Genomic DNA, 16,165 nt, shown 5'->3' with positions numbered 1-16,165 from the left:
GGACGCGCGGATGGTGCTGCCCGTCCCGTGGTGATCGGCCGCCCGGCCGCACGATGCGCGCCATGAGCCGCCCCAGGCCGGCATCGTGGCCGCGCCGCCCCGGCGCGCGGTCAGCGCCGCGCGCGTTCCGCGTGCTTGCCCATCGTGCTGTAGGGCGCATAGGGCGGGAAGGCACCGATGGCGGTCATGTCCACCTCGACCAGGCTCGGCCCATCCACGGCGAGCGCCCGCGCCACCACTGCGCCGAATTCCTCGGCCGCGCCGACCCGGAAATAGGGCAGGCCGGCGAGCGCGGCCAGCGGCTCGAGGGCCGGGCCCTGCAGCTCGTCGCCGAAGCGGCGGCCCTCGACCACCGCATCCTGGATGTGGCGGATCACGCCATAGCCGCGATCGTTCATCACGATCGTGCAGAGCCGCGCGCGCTCCTGCACGGCGGTCCAGAGCTCGGTCAGGTTCATGGCGAAACCGCCATCGCCCACCATGGCGACGGTCTTGCGCCCGCCCGCCCCCATGGCGGCGCCGATGCCGAGCGGCAGGCCCGGGCCGATGGCCGCGCCCACCGGATGCACGGCATCGCGCGGGCCATAGACCTCGAAGGTGCGGTTGCCCCAGGTGGAGTTGCTGATGGTGATGTCGCGCACCCAAAGCGCATCGCGCGGCATCACGGCGCGGAGCTGCTTCGCGAAGCTCGCATAGGGGCCGAGGGTCGCCTCGTACTCCTCGATGGCGAGCGCCTTGGTGCGCGCCACATCGGCAGCGAAGCCCGGCTCCACCGCGATGCGGCCACGCAGGCGCCGGGCCAGGCCCTGCGCCACCAGCTCCGCATCGCCCTGGAGGAAGTAGCGGTTGGGATAGGTGCGCCCATTGGCCGCCGGATCCACATCCACCTGGATGAGGTTCTCAGGCAGCTTCATGGAGAACTCCATCATCTCATGCCCGCGCAGGCGCGAGCCCAGCACCAGCATCGCATCCACGGATTCGTAGAAGCTGAGGATGCGCGGCGCGCCATTGCCGTGGAGCGCGCCGAAGGTCATCGGGTGATCCTCGGGGATGATGCCGCGTCCGTTCCAGGAGGAGACGGCGGCGAAGCCGAGGTCGAGCAGCGCCCGTGCCCCCTGCCCTGCCTCGCGCGCGCCATTGCCGAGCCAGATCATGGGCCGCTTCGCGCGCGCCAGGATCTCGGCCACCTCATCCAACGCGGCCTCGCTCGGCGGGAGCGGCGGGGGTGGGGCGAGCGTCAGCGAATCCAGTTCGCCCGGGCGGGGGATGACGGCGCGCTGCAGATCAATCGGGATCTCGACCGAGACGGGGCCGCGTGGCGGCGTCATCGCCTCCTGCGCCGCGCGCAGCAGCACGCCCAACGCCTCGCTCGCCGCGCGCACGCGATAGGCGGCCTTGCCGGAGGCGGCGAGGATCGCGGTCTGGCCGGGCACGTCATGCACCGTGCCCATGTCGCGATCCACGAACTTCGTGGCCGTCTGGCCGGTGATGTGCAGCACGGGCGCGCACGCGAAACGCGCCTCCACCAGCCCGCCGATGCTGTTCGCCATGCCAGGGCCCGTGCTGGTGAAGAGCACGCCGAGGCCGCCGGTCACGCGCGCATAGGCATCGGCCATGTGCGCGCCGCCCATCTCGCCCCGGCACATCACATAGCGGATGGCGTTGCGGCGCCCGATCGCGTCCAGCATCGGGATGTTGTGGACGGAGACGATGCCGAAGACCGTGCTCACGCCGATGCGCGAGAGGAATTCGGCGACCAGGTCGCCCACGGTATAGGGGGTTTGGCTCATGGCGCTTCCTCAGGGTTCTTGGCGCGCATCGTGTCACGATGCGCGCCGGGCGCCAGCCCCTGGGGTCAGGTCGCGCCCCGGGTGTTCACGTAGATCGAATAGAGCGACTTGCTCGCCGCCATGAAGAGCCGGTTGCGGTGCCGCCCGCCGAAGGCGAGGTTGGCGCAGCGTTCGGGCAGGTCGATGAAGCCGATGGGCGCGCCCGCCGCATTGAAGACCTTCACGCCGTCCAGCCCGGCCGCCCCCATGCCCCAGCCGCACCAGAGGTTGCCCCCCACATCCACGCGGAAGCCGTCCGGCGTCTCGCCCGCTTCGCAGCGCACCAGAACGCGGCGGTGGCGCAGCGTGGCGCCGGCCACGTCATAGGCGAGGATGTTGCGCGGCTCGCTGCGGCTTTCGATGACGTAGAGGATCGCTTCGTCAGGGCTGAAGGCGAGCCCGTTCGGGTGGTTCACGTCATCCGCCACGCAGGCGATGGCGCCGGTCTGGCCATCCACGCGGTAGACATTCGTATGCGGCAGCTCCGCCTCACGCCGCTCGCCCTCATAGTCGCCGAGCAGGCCGAAGGGCGGGTCGGTGAACCAGATGCTGCCATCGGATTTCACCACCACGTCGTTCGGGCTGTTCAGCCGCTTGCCCTGGTAATGCTCGGCGATGACGGTGAGGCGCCCGTCATGCTCGGTGCGCACCACGCGCCCGGTCAGGTGCTCGCAGGTGACGAGGCGCCCCTCGCGGTCGCGCGTGTTGCCGTTCGCGTTGTTCGACGGCTTGCGGAACTCGTCCACCAGGCCCGTGCTCTCGGACCAGCGCAGCATCCGGTTGTTCGGGATGTCAGACCAGATGAGGCAGCGATGGTCACCGAACCAGACCGGCCCCTCCCCCCAGCGCCCGCCGGTCCAGAGGCGCTCCAGCCCCGCCAGCGGCAGGCGCAGCGCGTTGAAGGCGGGGTCGAGCACGCGGACGGCCGGGTCCGGGTAGCGGGCGATGGGCGTCTCCATCATCAGCGCCCCTGGAATACGCCCTGGCGCTTTTCGAGCATCGCGTTCACCGCCTCCTTGTGATCCTCGGTCTCATGCGCGATGGCCTGGAAGGCGGCGGAGAGCTCCAGCAACGAGGGCAGCGACATGTGCTGCCCCTCGCGCAGCAGGCGCTTGGTCATGCGCAAGACCTGGGGCGGGTTCTTCGCCACCCGGGCAGCGAGTTCGCGGGCCGCCCCCAGCAGTTCGGCATGCGGGACGACGCGGCTGACGAGGCGCGCGGCCAACGCCTGCTCGGCGTTCAGCGGATCGCCCGTGAAGGACATCTCGGCCGCCATGGCGAGGCCGACGGCGCGCGGCAGCAGCCAGGCGCCGCCATCGCCGGGGACGATGCCCACGCGCACGAAGCTCTCGGCGAAGATCGCCTTGTCGGAGGCGATCCGCATGTCGCACATGCAGGCGAGGTCGAGCCCCGCGCCGATCGCGGCCCCGTTCACGGCCGCGATGGTCGGCACGTCGAGCTCCCAGAGCGCCAGCGGGATGCGCTGAATGCCGCGCCGGTAGTTCTCGCGCATCACGGCGGGGCTGTCGGCCGCCATGATGCCCTTGCGGTCGCGCATGCCCTTGAGGTCGCCGCCGGCGCAGAAGGCCGGGTCGGCGCCGGTCACGATGACGCAGCGCACGCCGTCGTCGCGCGCGATGCGCTTGCAGGCGGCCTCCACCTCGTCGCAATCCTCGAAGCCGGAGATGGCGTTGCGCCGCTCGGGCGCGTCGAGGGTGAGGGTGACGACCGGGCCGTCCTGCTCGATCTTGAGAAAATCAGCCATGACTCAAACTCCTTGTTCTTGGACGACCGATTCAGACCCGCGCGCCTGCGGCGCTGCGGTCATCGGGCGCCATCCACATCCCGCGCCGTGATGTCGGGCCAGAGGCTGGCCCCGCCGCGCGCCATGGCATCGCGGCCGATCTCGGCGGCCCAGAAGCGCTCCGTGCCGCCCTCTTCCCGCCAGGCCCAGAGGCGGCGGGTGAAATGGTGCAGCTCGTGATCCTCGGTGATGCCGATGGCGGCAAACACCTGGTGCACGGTGGCCGCCCCCATGGTCGCGGCCTCGCCCGCCACCACCTTGGCGCAACCGATCTCAAAGCCGGCCTCGGCGAGGCCGCGCGCATCCACCGCACGTGCGGCCTGTTGCACGGCCACCTGCACCGCCGCCACCTCGCCCGCCATGGCGGCCAATTGCTGCTGCACCGCCTGGAACTTGCCGATGGCGCGGCCAAACTGCCGGCGCGTGTTCGCCCAATCCACCGCCAGCGCCAGGATGCGCTCCAGCGCGCCGGCGATCAGCGCGGCACGGATCAGCGCGAGACCCAGCAGCGCGGCGCGCGGGCCGAGCGCATTGGGCAATTCACCCCGCGCGATACGATCACCCGGCAGCACGCCATCGCGCGGCTCGCGGCCGATATTCTCGCCGGGCGAAACCGCGCCGGGGGCGTGCAGCGCCACGCCCGCGCCCTTGGCGAGCACCAGCCGCGCGGCATGGCGGCCGAAGGGCACCGCCCCCTGCCCCGCCAGGCCGAGCGGGCCTTCCGGGGCCTCGATTCCCGCGGCGGAAAGCAGCGCCGCGCCCAGCATGGTCTCGGCGATGGGCGCCGGCGCGCCGTGCCGGCCCAGCACCTGCCACAGCGCGGCCGCATCGCCCCAGGAGAGGCCGACGCCGCCGGCTTCCTCGGGCACCAGGGCAAGGTTCAGCCCCTGCTCCTCCAGCCCGGCCCAGAGGGTCGCGGGCCATTCGCCGGCCTCGACGGCACGCAGCAAGCCGACACCGCCGCCATCGGCCATCAGGCGGTCCACCTGCTCAACGAGGATCGAACGCAATTCGCTCATCAGCGCAGCCCCATGTCGCGCGCGATGATGCCGCGCAGGATTTCCCGCGTGCCGCCCCGCAGGCTGAAGGTGGGGGCGAGCTGCGCCAGGCCCGCCAGCATGCGGCGCAATTCCTCCGGGCTGTCAGCCGGGTCGATCAGGTTGCGGATCTGCTCGGGCAGGGCCTGTTCGAAGACGTTGCCGGCATCCTTCACCAGCGCGGCCTCGACGGCGGGCGATTCGCCGCGCTCCAGCATGCCGCCGACCGAGAGCGACATGCCGCGCAAGGTGTTGAGCCGCGCCACCATCCGGCCGATCGTCACCTCGGCGCCGGGCGTGGGCGCCGCATTCAGCGCATCGATTCCGGCGGCCAGCGCGGGGTAGGAGGAGAGGTAGCGATCCGGCCCGCTGCGCTCGAAGGCGAGCTCGCTGGTGGCCTGCGCCCAGCCCGCGCCCTCCTCGCCCAGCAGGTCATCCTCGCCGAGCCGCACATCGTCGAAGGTGACCTCGTTGAAGCTTTCCTCGCCCGCAAGGTCGCGGATCGGGCGGATGGAAATGCCGGAGAGGCGCAGATCCACCAGGAATTGCGAGAGCCCGGCGTGCCGCGCCCCACCCTCCGGCACGGGGGAGGTCCGGACGAGGGCGATCATGTAGTCGCTCTTGTGCGCGAAGGTGGTCCAGATCTTCCGGCCGTTCAGCTTCCAGCCGCCCGGCACCCGCTCGGCCTTGGTGCGGAGATTGGCGAGGTCGCTCCCCGCCTCGGGCTCGGAGAGGCCGATGCAGAAAGCCAGCTCCCCCGCCGCGATGCCGGGCAGGATTCGCCGGCGCTGCTCCTCGGTGCCCAGGCGCAGGATGAGCGGCCCCGATTGCCGGTCCCCGATCCAGTGCGCGCCGACCGGGGCGCCTGCGGCCAGCATCTCCTCCAGGACCACGATTCGCTCCAGGCCGGAGCGCTCATGCCCGCCATAGGCGGCAGGCCAGGTCATGCCGATCCAGCCGCGGGCACCGACCGCGCGGGAGAAGTCGCGGTCGAAGCCCATCCAGCTGCGCGCCCGCGTCTCGGGCGTCCAGTCGCGCCCGGCCTCGGCCAGGAAGTCGCGCAATTCGCGGCGCAATTCGGCGGCGCGGGGCGGGGCGTCAGGCAAATCGAAACGCATGAATGTTCCTCCGGGAGCGAGGCTAGCAGGGGGTTGGGGAAGCCGGAACACCACCGCATCACCGCAACTGCACTTGCGAGTCATTCGCAAATAGATTAGCAATCTTCCCATGACCGAAGCCGACGACCCCACCCCCTTCCGCCCGCCCAGGCCGCCCGGCGCCCCGCCGCGCCGCCGCAGCCTGGATGCCGAAGTCCTGTTCCGCGACGGCCCGGAGATCGAGATCCATCACCGGGAGGAGATTTATCGCCTGCGCCTGACGCGCGGCGGAAAGCTCATCCTGACCAAGTAGTTCCGCTTCACCGTCCCGCGTCAGCCAGCCCCGGACCCGCCCGCCTGAACGGGCCTCCCGCAAGCCAGCGCGCCATCCGCCGCCCCCGCCATCCCGGGGCGCGATGGCATCCATCGCAAGGCCTTGCCGTGTCCCGCTTCCCTTCCGCCCTGCTGCTCACCACCGCGCTCGTCCTGCCCGCCTTCGCGCAGGAGGCCGCTGCCCCCGCGACCGCGCCCGCGGCGGCACCAGCCGCCAACCCCGCCACCGCACGGGCCGCGACGCCGCTCGACACCGTCACCTCCACCGCGACCCGCACGCCGCAGGTGGCGGGTGACTCGGCGGTCTCGATCTCCGTCATCACGCGGGAAGAGATCTTGCAGCGCCAGCCGCGCTCCCCGGTGGAGCTGCTGGGCGACGTGCCGGGCGTCGAGATCTCGGGCGCGCCGCGCACGAGCGCGCTGCAACCCACCATCCGTGGCCTGGGCGATGAGCGAATCGTGCTGCGCATCGACGGCGTGCGGAACAACTTCAACGCCGGCCATCGCGGCCGCACCTTCATTGATCCCGAATTGCTGCGCCAGGTGGATGTGCTGCGCGGCCCCTCCTCCTCCCTCTATGGCTCAGGCGCGCTGGGCGGCGTCATCTCCTTCCGCACCATCGATCCCGAGGACGTGATCCTGGGCTCCCAGCCCGTCGGCGGCTTCTTCTCGGGCGGTTATCAGACGCAGGGCGCTTCCGCGCGGGGCCTCGGTGTCATGGCGGCGCGGGCGGGGGATTTCTCCACCCTTGTCGCCTCCTCGGGCTTCCGCAACGGCCAGTACCGGGACGGTGCCGACCGCATCATCCAGTTCAGCGGCGACAATGTGCTGAACCTGCTCGGCAAGCTGAACTGGAGCCCCGGCTTCCACCGCTTCCAGTTGCAGGGCAGCCGCTACGAGAACGCGAACCAGATCCCGATCGCCGCCAATACCGCCACCACCACCGGCATCGCCGACCGCACCACGCTGCAGGAGAGCGTCTCGCTGCGCTATACCTACGCCAATCCGGCGATGCCGCTCTTCGAGCCGAGCCTCACGCTCTACAACAACTATGTCGAGTTGAACGAGGCGCGGATCGCGGCGCCCTATGCGCAGGACCGCACGCGGCTCAACACCAAGGGCATCGAGGCGCAGAACACCTCGCGATTCACCCTGTTCGGGCCGGAGCGCCACACCTTCGTGGTCGGCCTCGAAGCCTACCAGGACGAGCAGCGCGGCTATCAGAACGGCCTGCCCCGCCAGCAATTCCCAAGCGCCAACCAGGACGTGCTGGGCCTCTATGTGCAGGATGAGATCCGCTGGGGCAATTGGACGCTGCTGCCCGGCGTCCGCTTCGACCGCTTCCAGCAGGAGCGCGGCTCGGGCGCGCAGTCGCAGGACAACAGCCGCGCCTCGCCGCGCGTCAGCCTGGCCTGGCAGGCGACGCCCTGGGCGCAGCCCTATGTCTCCTATTCGGAGGCCTTCCGCGCCCCCTCACTGACCGAGCTCTATGTCGGCGGGCAGCATTTCCCGGGCAATTTCTTCGTGCCCAACCCGAACCTGCAGCCCGAGACGGCGAAGAACATCGAGGCGGGCGTGGATCTGCGCTTCCGCGACGTGCTGAACGAGAATGACCGCATCCGCGGCCGCATCGCGATCTTCCGGAACAACATCGACAACTTCATCGAGCAGACGGTCGGCCGCACCACCACGACCAGCCGCAACATCGGCGAAGCGCGGATCGAGGGCATCGAGGCGGAGCTGCAATACGACACGCCCTTCTGGTTCGCGCGGCTCGCCGCCTCCGCGCTGCGCGGGACCAACCTGGAGACGAACCTGCCTCTTGCTTCCATCCCCGCCCAGCGGCTGAGCCTCAATGGCGGCTACCGCTTCCTGGAGCAGGGGCTGACGCTGGGTTCGCGCCTCGTGCTGAACGACGCCCAGGACCGGCTGCCCAACACGGAGAGCTACCGCGTCACCGCGGCCTCGGCGGTGTGGGATCTCTATGCCACCTGGCAGCCGACCTTCGCCCCCAACCTGCGCCTTGACGTGGCCGTGAACAACGTGACGGACGCGACCTATCGGCGCTCGAACTGGAATGGCGTGCCGACGCCGGCCTATGCCGAGATCGGGCGCAACTTCCTCGTGGCGCTGCGGGCCAGCTTCTGAATGCGCGCGGCCCGGCCCGAACGCATGCCGGGGGGCGCGGCCGGCGCCTCGCTCGCGCTGCACCTGGGCGCCGGCCTCTGGCTGGCGCTGGGCGCCGCGCCGGGCGGGCTGCCCGCGCGGGAGGCGGCGCGCGAGGTGCCAGTGGCCTTCGCCATGCTCACGCTGGCCGCGCCGGGGGAGGCGCGGGAGGCGGCGGGCTTGCCGGAGCTGATCGAGCCCTCGCGCGCCGAGGCACGGGCTGAACCAATCCCGGAACAGGATTCGCTGGCCGAGGCCGCGCCAGCCCCAACCCCGGAGCCGCAGACCCTCGCCGCGCCCATGCCAGTCCCGGAACCGCCACGCCGCGCCGAGGCGCCACCGCCGCGTCCACGCAACAACCCGACGCCGCGCCCTGCTGCCCGCCCGATGCAGGCCATGGGTCGCGGCGTGCCTCACGAAGCCGCGGCCCCCGCCGGCCAGGCCACCGCCATCCCGGTCGCCGCCGCCGCTCCCCATCCGGGCCCGCCGCCCCTCATCACCCAGGCGCGCTACCGCCATCCGCCGACACCGCCCGCCTATCCGCCGCGCGCCGTGGCACTGCGCATGGCGGGCACCGCGCTGATCCGCGCCCTGGTCGGGCCGGATGGCATGACGCGGGAGGTGCGCCTGCACCGCTCCTCCGGCTTTGGCGAACTGGATCAGGCGGCCCTCGCCGCCGTGCGCGGCTGGGCCTTCGCCGCCGCGACCGAGGGCGGCCGCCCCATCGAAGCCTGGGTGGAGGTGCCGGTGCGCTTCCGCCTGGACGACTGACCCACACCCACAGGAGCAAGACCATGAATCTCAGCGCCCGCCATGACGAACTGATGCGTGAGGAGCCCCGCATGCGCATCCGCGACGCCGCCGAGCGCCTCGGCACCACCGAGGCCGCGCTGGTCGCCCTCCAGGGCGCCACCACGCTGCGGCCCGACTGGTCCGCCCTCTTCGCCGCCCTGCCCGCGCTCGGCAGCATCATGGCGCTGACCCGCAACGCGCATGCGGTGCATGAACGCCATGGCCGCTTCGAGGAAGTCTCGGCGGGGCCCGGCCATATCCTGGTCACGGGCCCCGACATTGACCTGCGCCTCTTCACCCGCCGCTGGGCGCACGCCTTCGCGATCGCGGGCGAGCGCCCCTCGATCCAGATATTCGACGTGGATGGCGAGGCGGTGCACAAGGTCTTCGCCACCGAACGCACCGATCGCGCGGCCTGGGCCAGCCTCGTGGAGAGCTTCACCAGCCTCGCCGCCGCAGCGCCGCCGCTTGAGGCCGCCCCCAAAGCCCCGCCCAAGCCCGAGACGGAGGTGGATGCCCGCGCCCTGCGTTCCGAATGGCTCGCGCTGCGCGACACGCATGACTTCTTCGGCCTGCTGAACCGCCACAAGGCGAGCCGCCGCCAGGCCTTCCGCCTGGCCGGCGAGGATCTGGCGCAGCCGCTGGCCCCCGGCGCGGCGCGCGCCACGCTGGAACTCGCGGCCGCGCGCGCGGTGCCGATCATGGTCTTCGTCGGCAACCGCAACGCCATCCAGATCCACACCGGCCCGGTGCAGCGGCTGGTGGCCACACCCGGCTGGTTCAACGTGCTGGACCCGATGTTCAACCTGCACCTGCGCGAGGCGGGGGTGGCCGAGGCCTGGCGCGTGGTGAAGCCCACCGAGGATGGCGCGGTGACCAGCATCGAGCTGCTGGACGCGGCGGGCGAGACCGTCGCGATGCTGTTCGGCGCCCGCAAGCCCGGCCAGGCCGAGCGCGAGGATTGGCGGCGCCTGGCCTCCGACGTGGCCGAGGCGCATGCGCGGGAGGCGGCGGCTTGATCACGCGACGCCTTCTGACCGCGGGTCTGCTGGCGGCCCCCGCCCTCGCGCGGGCCGCGCCGCCGCGCATCGCCGTCGCCGGCGGCGGCGTGGCCGAGATGCTCTGCGCGCTGGGGCTGGAGGCGTCCCTCTGCGGCGTGGATTCCACCGCGCTGCACCCGGCCCGGCTGCGCGCCTTGCCGCAGCTCGGCTATCAGCGGGCACTCTCGGCCGAGGGGATTCTCTCGCTCCGGCCCGACATGCTGGTGCATGCGCATGAGGCGGGGCCGCCCCCGGTGCTGGCGCAGCTGCGCGCGGCGGGGCTGCCGCTGCTGCCCGTGCCGCGCATCGCCGATGCCTGGCAGCTGATCGCCGCGATCACCGCCCTGGGCGAGGCGCTGGGGGTGGACCCCGCGCCGGTGACGCGCGCGCTGGCCGCGGATTTCGCGGCGCTCACGGCCATGCTGCCGGGTGGGCCGCCGCCGCGCGCGCTCTTCCTGCTCTCGGCCGGCAATGGCGCGCCGCAGGCCTCGGGGCGCGGCACGGCGGCGGCGGCGATGTTCGGCCTCGCGCGCATCCGCAACGTCGTCGAGGGCTATGAGGGCTATCGGCCGCTCTCGCCCGAGGCGGCGCTGACGCTGGGCGCCGACTGGCTGGTGGCGCCGCGGCACAGCGTGGAGGCGCGGGGCGGCGAGGCCACCTTCCTGGCGCAGCCGCAGCTCGCCCTGCTGCCGGCCGCGCGCGCCGGGCGGCTCTACACGCAGGACAGCCTCTACCTGCTGGGCTTCGGCCCGCGCAGCGCCCATGCGGCGCGCGACATGGCCGGCGCGCTGCGCGGCGTCACCCTGCCCCCGCTGCCGGAGCGGCCCTGGCTGTGATGGCGCTTCGCCTGCCCCTGCTGGGTGGCCTTACCCTCGTCACCCTCGCGCTGCTGCTGGGCGTGGGCGCCGTGCCCATCCCGCCCTGGCGGGTGGTGGGGGCGGTGCTCGGCTCGGGCATCGGGGCAGATCACGCCATCATCTGGGGGCTGCGCCTGCCGCGCACGCTGCTGGCGGCCCTCGCCGGGGCGGCGCTGGGGCTTTCGGGCGCCGTGATGCAGGGGCTCTTCCGCAATCCGCTGGCGGATCCGGGCCTGCTCGGCGTCTCGGCCGGCGGGGCCTTCGGGGCGGTGGCGATGATCGTGCTGCTGCTGCCGCATGTGCCGCCGCCGCTGCGCCCGCATGCGGTGGCGCTGGCCGCCTTCGCGGGCGCGCTGCTCGTCACGGCGCTGGTCCTGCTGCTGGCCCTGCGCGAGCGCCAGGTGGGGGTGGCCGGGCTGCTGCTGGCGGGCATCGTGCTGAACGCCTTCGCGGGTGCGGGCACCTCGGCGATCATCTACGCGGCCGATGACATGCAGCTGCGGGACGTGACCTTCTGGACCATGGGCTCGGCCGCCGGCGCCACCTGGCCGGTGCTGGGGGCGACGCTGCTGGCGGGCCTGCCGCTGCTGCTGGCCGCCCCTGCCCTGGCGCGCGGGCTCGATGCGCTGATCCTGGGCGAACGCGAGGCGGCGAGCCTCGGCATCCGGGTGGAATGGCTGAAATGGGGCGCGGTGGGACTGGTGGCATTCGCCGTCGGCGGCGCGGTGGCGGCGACGGGGCTGATCGGCTTCGTCGGCATGGTGGCGCCGCATCTCGTGCGGCTCGCGGGTGGCGCGGGCCATCGCTGGGTGCTGCCGGCCTCGGCGCTGATGGGGGCGCTGCTGCTGGCCGCCGCCGATGGACTGGCGCGCACCGCGGTCGCGCCCGCCGAATTGCCGATCGGTCTCGTCACCGCACTGCTGGGGGCGCCGGTGTTTCTCGTCCTGCTGCTGCGCGGCGAGCGGGGGGTGCGATGATCCTCTCGGCGCAAGGGCTGCGCGTGGCGCGCGCCGGGCGCGTTCTGCTGGACGTGCCCAGCCTGCGCGTGGGCCCGGGCGAGGTGCTGGCCGTGCTGGGGGCGAATGGGGCGGGCAAGTCCACCCTGCTGCGCTGCCTCGCGGGTGAGATGCGGCCCGATGCGGGTGAGGTTCGCCTGCTCGGCCGCGCTCTGCCGCAATGGCCGGCGCGCGAGATGGCGCGGCACCGCGCCGTCATGCCGCAGGCCAGCGCGCTGGCCTTCCCGCTCCGCGCGCGGGAGGTGGTGGCACTCGGCCGGATTCCCTGGGGCGGCGGCGAGGCGGGGGTGGAGGCGGCACTGGTCGCGGCCGGGGCCGAACACCTCGCGGGGCGCTGGTACGGCACGCTCTCGGGCGGCGAGGCGCAGCGCGTTCAGTTGGCCCGCGTGCTGGCCCAGCTGCACGGAACTCGGCCGGGCGAGAGCCTGCTGATGCTGGATGAACCCACGGCGAGCCTCGACCTGCGCCACCAGCACCGCATCCTGGAGGTGGCGCAGGCGCGCGCGGCCGAGGGGGCGGCGGTGGTGATGGTGCTGCATGACCTGCACCTGGCCGCACGCCACGCCACCCATGTCCTGCTGCTGCGGGAGGGTGTGCCGCTGGCGGCGGGGCCAGCGCGCGAGATGCTGGATGGCGCGCTGCTGAGCGCCACCTACGGCGTGCGGCTGAGGCGCGTCCCCGACCCGGCGGGCGGAGCCACGATCTTCGTCCAGGGATGAATCGCGCCCCCGGTGATTTCACCGCGGGCGATCATGCTCTAGTTTGCCCCGAACCCAGGGGAGATGAGCGGATGGACAAGTTCGGAATTGGCCAATCGGTGCGACGCAAGGAAGATGTGCGGCTGCTGACCGGCACGGGCCTCTACACGGACGACATCAATCGCGAGAACCAGGCCTGGATGGTGGTGCTGCGCAGCCCGCACGCGCATGCGAAGATCCTCTCGATCAGCACGGACGCCGCCCAGGCCGCGCCGGGCGTGATCGCGGTGCTGACGGGGCATGATGCCAAGGCCGATGGCCTCGGCCTGTTTCCCGTGATGGTCGAGGTGCCGGGCAAGGACGGCAAGCCGCTCTGGTGCCCCGAGCGCCACATCCTGCAGACGGAGGCGGTGCGCTTCGTGGGCGACCCGGTCGCCATCGTCGTGGCCGAGACCCGCGCCGAGGCGCAGGACGCGGCCGAGATGATCGAGGTGGATTACGACATCCTGCCCAGCATCACCGACACGGCGACGGCGCTGGACGCGAGCGCGCCCGTGATCTGGCCCGAGCGCGGCTCCAATCTCTGCGTGCACTGGTCTAACGGGCGCGAAGCGCAGGCCGAGGCCGCCTTCGCGCGCGCGGCCAAGACGGTCAGCGTGGACCTGGTGAACAACCGCCTCGTCGGCAATCCGATGGAGCCGCGCGTGGCGCTGGGCGAATACGACCCGGCGGAGAACCACTTCACCCTGCACTCGCCGACGCAGGGCGTGGTGCGCGTGCGCGAGAGCCTCGCCAAGTTCATCTTCAAGCTCCCGAAGGAGCAGGTACGCGTCATCTCCCCGGATGTCGGCGGCGGCTTCGGCCTGCGCGGCAAGCTCTTCCCGGAGAGTGCGATGGTGCTCTGGGCGGCCAGGCGCACCGGCCGACCGGTGAAGTGGCGCGCGGACCGGACAGAAACCTTCCTGTGTGATCCGCATGGGCGCGACCATGTGACCCATGCCGAGATGGCCTTCGATGCCAACGGCAAAATTCTCGGCATGAAGGTGGAGACGGTGGCCGCCATGGGCGCCTACCTCTTCGACTTCGGCCCGCGCATTCCGACCGTCGCGGGCGGGCGCATCCAGGGCACGGTCTATGACATGCAGGATGTCAGCATCAATGTCCGCTGCGCCTTCACCAACACCGCGCCGACCGACGCCTATCGCGGCGCCGGCCGCCCCGAGACGGCCTATGTGATCGAGCGCCTGCTGGACCAGGGCGCCCGCGCCTTCGGCATCACGCCGGCCGAGATCCGCAACCGCAACTACGTGAAGCCCGAGCAGATCCCCTACATCAACTGCGCGGGCAATGAGATCGACAGCGGCCGCTTCGAGGAGACGCAGGCCCAGGCGCTGGCGCTGATGGACTGGCAGGGCTTCGACGCCCGCCGCGCCGAAAGCCAGCGCGCCGGCAAGCTGCGCGGGCGCGGCATCGGCTATTTCATCGAGGCCTCGGGCGGGCAGCCGGCCGAATGGGCCCGCGTGCGCATCACCCCCGAGGGCGAGGCGCTGGTGCATGTCGGCACCTTCAGCCATGGCCAGGGGCATGAGACGGCCTTCGCCCAGGTGCTGCATGCGCGCCTCGGCATCCCCTTCGAGAAGGTGAAGCTCGTCCAGGGCGACAGCGACCTGACGCCGGCCGGCGGCGGCACGGGCGGCAGCCGCTCCTCGCAGATGGGCGGCGTGGCGGTCTCGCGCGCCTCGGAGATGGTGCTGGCCAAGGCGCGGCGCCTCGCCGCCCATCTGCTGGAAGCGGCCGAGGCCGATATCGAGCATGAGGGCGAGATCTTCCGCATCGCGGGCACCGACCGCACGATGACCTGGGCGCAGCTCGCCGCCGCCGAGGGCATTCCGGACGAGACGCCGGGCCTGGATGAGGAGCTGCTCTACAAGCGCAACACCGAGTGCAACTTCCCCAATGGCTGCCACGTGGCCGAGGTGGAGGTGGATCCCGACACCGGCATGGTGAGCGTGGTGCGCTATGCCGCGGTGGATGATGTGGGCGTGCCGCTGAACCCCATGCTGGTGCATGGCCAGTGCCATGGCGGCATCGTCTCGGGCATCGGCCAGGCGCTCTACGAGCATGCGCGCTACGATGACGAGAGCGGCCAGTTCCTGACGGCGACCTTCCAGGACTACTGCATGCCGCGCGCGGCCGACCTGCCGCATCTGGAGGTCGGGCTGAACGTGGTCCCCTGCCCCTCCAACGATTTGGGCGTGAAGGGGGCCGGCGAAGGCGGTTCCTGCGGGGCGCCGCCGGCGGTGGTGAGTGCCGTTTGCGATGCGCTGGGCATCAGCCACATTGACATGCCGGTGACACCCGAGAAGGTGTGGCGGGCGCTGGCGATGCGGCAGGCGGCCGAATAGGCCAGTCTGAGGATGATGCGTTGCGGCGGAATCGCCGCAACGCCGGATCACCCTCTCGGCAGCGGCTAGACCGCGCGGCCTGAACGCGGCGCGGTCTAGCCTGCGGTAATCCCGAGCGCGCGGATCATGCCCCCCACCTCGGCCACGTCGCGCTGGACGAAGGCGGTGAAGGCGGCGGGGGCCAGCGGCGTGGGCGCTATGGCATGGTCGAGCAGGCGCGGCCGCACCTGTTCGCTGCGCAGTGCCGCCTGCGTCGCCTCGTTCAGCCGCTCGACGATGGGCGCGGGCAGGTTGGCGGGCCCGGAGATGCCGACCCAATTCAGCACGACCACCGTGGGAAAGCCGAGTTCCGGCATGGCCGGCAGCGTGGGCGCCATCGGGTTGCGCTCGGCCGCGCTGATGGCGAGGCCGCGCAGGCGCCCGGCCGCGAAATGCTCGAGATATTGGGGCATGGTGTCGAAGGCGAGCGGCACCTGGCCGTTCAGCAGGTCGGGCAGCAGGGGCGCGCTGCCGCGGTAGGGCACATGCGTCATCTGCACATTCGCGGCGCGCTGGAACATCTCGCCATAGATATGCCCGACAGAGCCCGCGCCTGAGCTGCCGAAGCCCGGCGGACTGGGCTGCGCGCGGATCCAGGCGATGAGCGAGGGCACGTCTGTCGCGGGGACGAAGCGCGGATTGACCACGATCGCGGCCGGCGCCGCGCCGATATAGGTGACGTAGGTGAAGCTGCGGACCGGATCATACCCCGCCTGCGGATAGAGCGGCGGCGAGGTGGTGATGGGCGCCGTGTTCGAGAGGAAGAGCGTATAGCCATCGGCCGGCTGCTGGGCGACATGCAGCGCCGAGAGCGTGCCGCCGGCGCCGGGGCGGTTGTCCACCACGAAGCGCTGGTTGAAGGCGGCGGAGTACTGCTCGGCCAGCAGCCGCGCCGTGATGTCCGACGAGCCGCCCGGCGGGAAGGAGACGACGATGCGCACCGGCCGCGTGGGCCAGGCGCCCTGGGCACGGGCCTGCACAGCGGGAAGGCACAGGGGTGCCGCAAGCAGGGGCAATTGACGACGACGCATGGGCTGGACCTCCATCAACGG

General features: G+C 72.0%; 14 protein-coding genes. 8 read left to right on the top strand and 6 right to left on the bottom strand.

The window, feature by feature from the left end; translation table 11 throughout:
- Window positions 1–110 precede the first annotated feature (110 nt).
- The 5 genes from ACQ860_RS01615 to ACQ860_RS01595 form a co-directional block, all read right to left on the bottom strand.
- Window positions 111–1,790: a thiamine pyrophosphate-binding protein gene (locus ACQ860_RS01615; protein WP_431301663.1), complete on the bottom strand. Its 1,680-nt coding sequence runs from the start codon at window positions 1,788–1,790 to the stop codon at window positions 111–113.
- A 65-nt stretch (window positions 1,791–1,855) separates the two neighbouring features.
- Window positions 1,856–2,791 carry an SMP-30/gluconolactonase/LRE family protein gene (locus ACQ860_RS01610; protein WP_431301662.1) on the bottom strand — a complete coding sequence of 312 codons (936 nt, stop codon included), beginning with the start codon at window positions 2,789–2,791 and terminating at the stop codon, window positions 1,856–1,858.
- Window positions 2,791–3,594 (bottom strand): crotonase/enoyl-CoA hydratase family protein, encoded by an 804-nt coding sequence (locus ACQ860_RS01605; RefSeq protein ID WP_431301661.1) that lies wholly within the window; start codon window positions 3,592–3,594, stop codon window positions 2,791–2,793. The genes ACQ860_RS01610 and ACQ860_RS01605 overlap by 1 nt, the downstream gene beginning before the upstream one ends.
- A 59-nt stretch (window positions 3,595–3,653) precedes the next feature.
- A complete protein-coding gene (locus ACQ860_RS01600; RefSeq protein ID WP_431301660.1) occupies window positions 3,654–4,652 on the bottom strand; it encodes an acyl-CoA dehydrogenase family protein in 999 nt (332 codons plus the stop codon).
- A complete protein-coding gene (locus tag ACQ860_RS01595; protein WP_431301659.1) occupies window positions 4,652–5,788 on the bottom strand; it encodes an acyl-CoA dehydrogenase family protein in 1,137 nt (378 codons plus the stop codon). Before ACQ860_RS01595 ends, ACQ860_RS01600 begins: the two co-directional genes overlap by 1 nt.
- A gap of 109 nt (window positions 5,789–5,897) precedes the next feature.
- Between ACQ860_RS01595 and hemP the strand changes: the two genes are divergently transcribed.
- From hemP to ACQ860_RS01555, 8 genes are all read left to right on the top strand, one after another.
- A complete protein-coding gene (gene hemP / locus ACQ860_RS01590; RefSeq protein ID WP_431301658.1) occupies window positions 5,898–6,080 on the top strand; it encodes a hemin uptake protein HemP in 183 nt (60 codons plus the stop codon).
- Window positions 6,081–6,208: 128 nt separating this feature from the next.
- Window positions 6,209–8,248, top strand: a complete 2,040-nt coding sequence (locus tag ACQ860_RS01585; protein ID WP_431301657.1) for a TonB-dependent hemoglobin/transferrin/lactoferrin family receptor — start codon at window positions 6,209–6,211, stop codon at window positions 8,246–8,248.
- Entirely contained in the window at window positions 8,249–9,037 is a 789-nt protein-coding gene (locus tag ACQ860_RS01580; protein WP_431301656.1) for an energy transducer TonB, read from the top strand.
- Window positions 9,038–9,060: 23 nt separating this feature from the next.
- Window positions 9,061–10,077: a hemin-degrading factor gene (locus ACQ860_RS01575; RefSeq protein WP_431301655.1), complete on the top strand. Its 1,017-nt coding sequence runs from the start codon at window positions 9,061–9,063 to the stop codon at window positions 10,075–10,077.
- Window positions 10,074–10,934: a heme/hemin ABC transporter substrate-binding protein gene (locus ACQ860_RS01570; RefSeq protein ID WP_431301654.1), complete on the top strand. Its 861-nt coding sequence runs from the start codon at window positions 10,074–10,076 to the stop codon at window positions 10,932–10,934. The genes ACQ860_RS01575 and ACQ860_RS01570 overlap by 4 nt, the downstream gene beginning before the upstream one ends.
- Window positions 10,934–11,932 carry a FecCD family ABC transporter permease gene (locus ACQ860_RS01565; protein WP_431301653.1) on the top strand — a complete coding sequence of 333 codons (999 nt, stop codon included), beginning with the start codon at window positions 10,934–10,936 and terminating at the stop codon, window positions 11,930–11,932. The genes ACQ860_RS01570 and ACQ860_RS01565 overlap by 1 nt, the downstream gene beginning before the upstream one ends.
- Window positions 11,929–12,690: a heme ABC transporter ATP-binding protein gene (locus ACQ860_RS01560; protein ID WP_431301652.1), complete on the top strand. Its 762-nt coding sequence runs from the start codon at window positions 11,929–11,931 to the stop codon at window positions 12,688–12,690. Before ACQ860_RS01565 ends, ACQ860_RS01560 begins: the two co-directional genes overlap by 4 nt.
- A gap of 98 nt (window positions 12,691–12,788) precedes the next feature.
- Entirely contained in the window at window positions 12,789–15,074 is a 2,286-nt protein-coding gene (locus ACQ860_RS01555; RefSeq protein WP_431301651.1) for a xanthine dehydrogenase family protein molybdopterin-binding subunit, read from the top strand.
- 95 nt (window positions 15,075–15,169) lie between these two features.
- On the opposite strand, the gene ACQ860_RS01550 is transcribed toward ACQ860_RS01555, so the two are convergent.
- Window positions 15,170–16,144 (bottom strand): Bug family tripartite tricarboxylate transporter substrate binding protein, encoded by a 975-nt coding sequence (locus tag ACQ860_RS01550; protein ID WP_431301650.1) that lies wholly within the window; start codon window positions 16,142–16,144, stop codon window positions 15,170–15,172.
- Window positions 16,145–16,165 lie beyond the last annotated feature (21 nt).

Source organism: Sediminicoccus sp. BL-A-41-H5 (assembly GCF_050632405.1).
Classification (GTDB): Bacteria; Pseudomonadota; Alphaproteobacteria; order Acetobacterales; family Acetobacteraceae; genus Roseococcus.
This window is presented reverse-complemented; position numbering and strand designations above follow the sequence as displayed.

What these genes read in the sequence shown, in the direction of transcription:
- ACQ860_RS01560 (WP_431301652.1), top strand. Translation starts at nt 11,929, where the DNA reads ATGATCCTCTCGGCGCAAGGGCTGCGCGTGGCGCGCGCCGGGCGCGTT.
- ACQ860_RS01565 (WP_431301653.1), top strand. Translation starts at nt 10,934, where the DNA reads ATGGCGCTTCGCCTGCCCCTGCTGGGTGGCCTTACCCTCGTCACCCTC.
- ACQ860_RS01600 (WP_431301660.1), bottom strand. Translation starts at nt 4,652, where the DNA reads ATGAGCGAATTGCGTTCGATCCTCGTTGAGCAGGTGGACCGCCTGATG.
- ACQ860_RS01605 (WP_431301661.1), bottom strand. Translation starts at nt 3,594, where the DNA reads ATGGCTGATTTTCTCAAGATCGAGCAGGACGGCCCGGTCGTCACCCTC.
- ACQ860_RS01550 (WP_431301650.1), bottom strand. Translation starts at nt 16,144, where the DNA reads ATGCGTCGTCGTCAATTGCCCCTGCTTGCGGCACCCCTGTGCCTTCCC.
- ACQ860_RS01575 (WP_431301655.1), top strand. Translation starts at nt 9,061, where the DNA reads ATGAATCTCAGCGCCCGCCATGACGAACTGATGCGTGAGGAGCCCCGC.
- ACQ860_RS01595 (WP_431301659.1), bottom strand. Translation starts at nt 5,788, where the DNA reads ATGCGTTTCGATTTGCCTGACGCCCCGCCCCGCGCCGCCGAATTGCGC.
- ACQ860_RS01580 (WP_431301656.1), top strand. Translation starts at nt 8,249, where the DNA reads ATGCGCGCGGCCCGGCCCGAACGCATGCCGGGGGGCGCGGCCGGCGCC.
- ACQ860_RS01615 (WP_431301663.1), bottom strand. Translation starts at nt 1,790, where the DNA reads ATGAGCCAAACCCCCTATACCGTGGGCGACCTGGTCGCCGAATTCCTC.
- ACQ860_RS01610 (WP_431301662.1), bottom strand. Translation starts at nt 2,791, where the DNA reads ATGATGGAGACGCCCATCGCCCGCTACCCGGACCCGGCCGTCCGCGTG.
- hemP (WP_431301658.1), top strand. Translation starts at nt 5,898, where the DNA reads ATGACCGAAGCCGACGACCCCACCCCCTTCCGCCCGCCCAGGCCGCCC.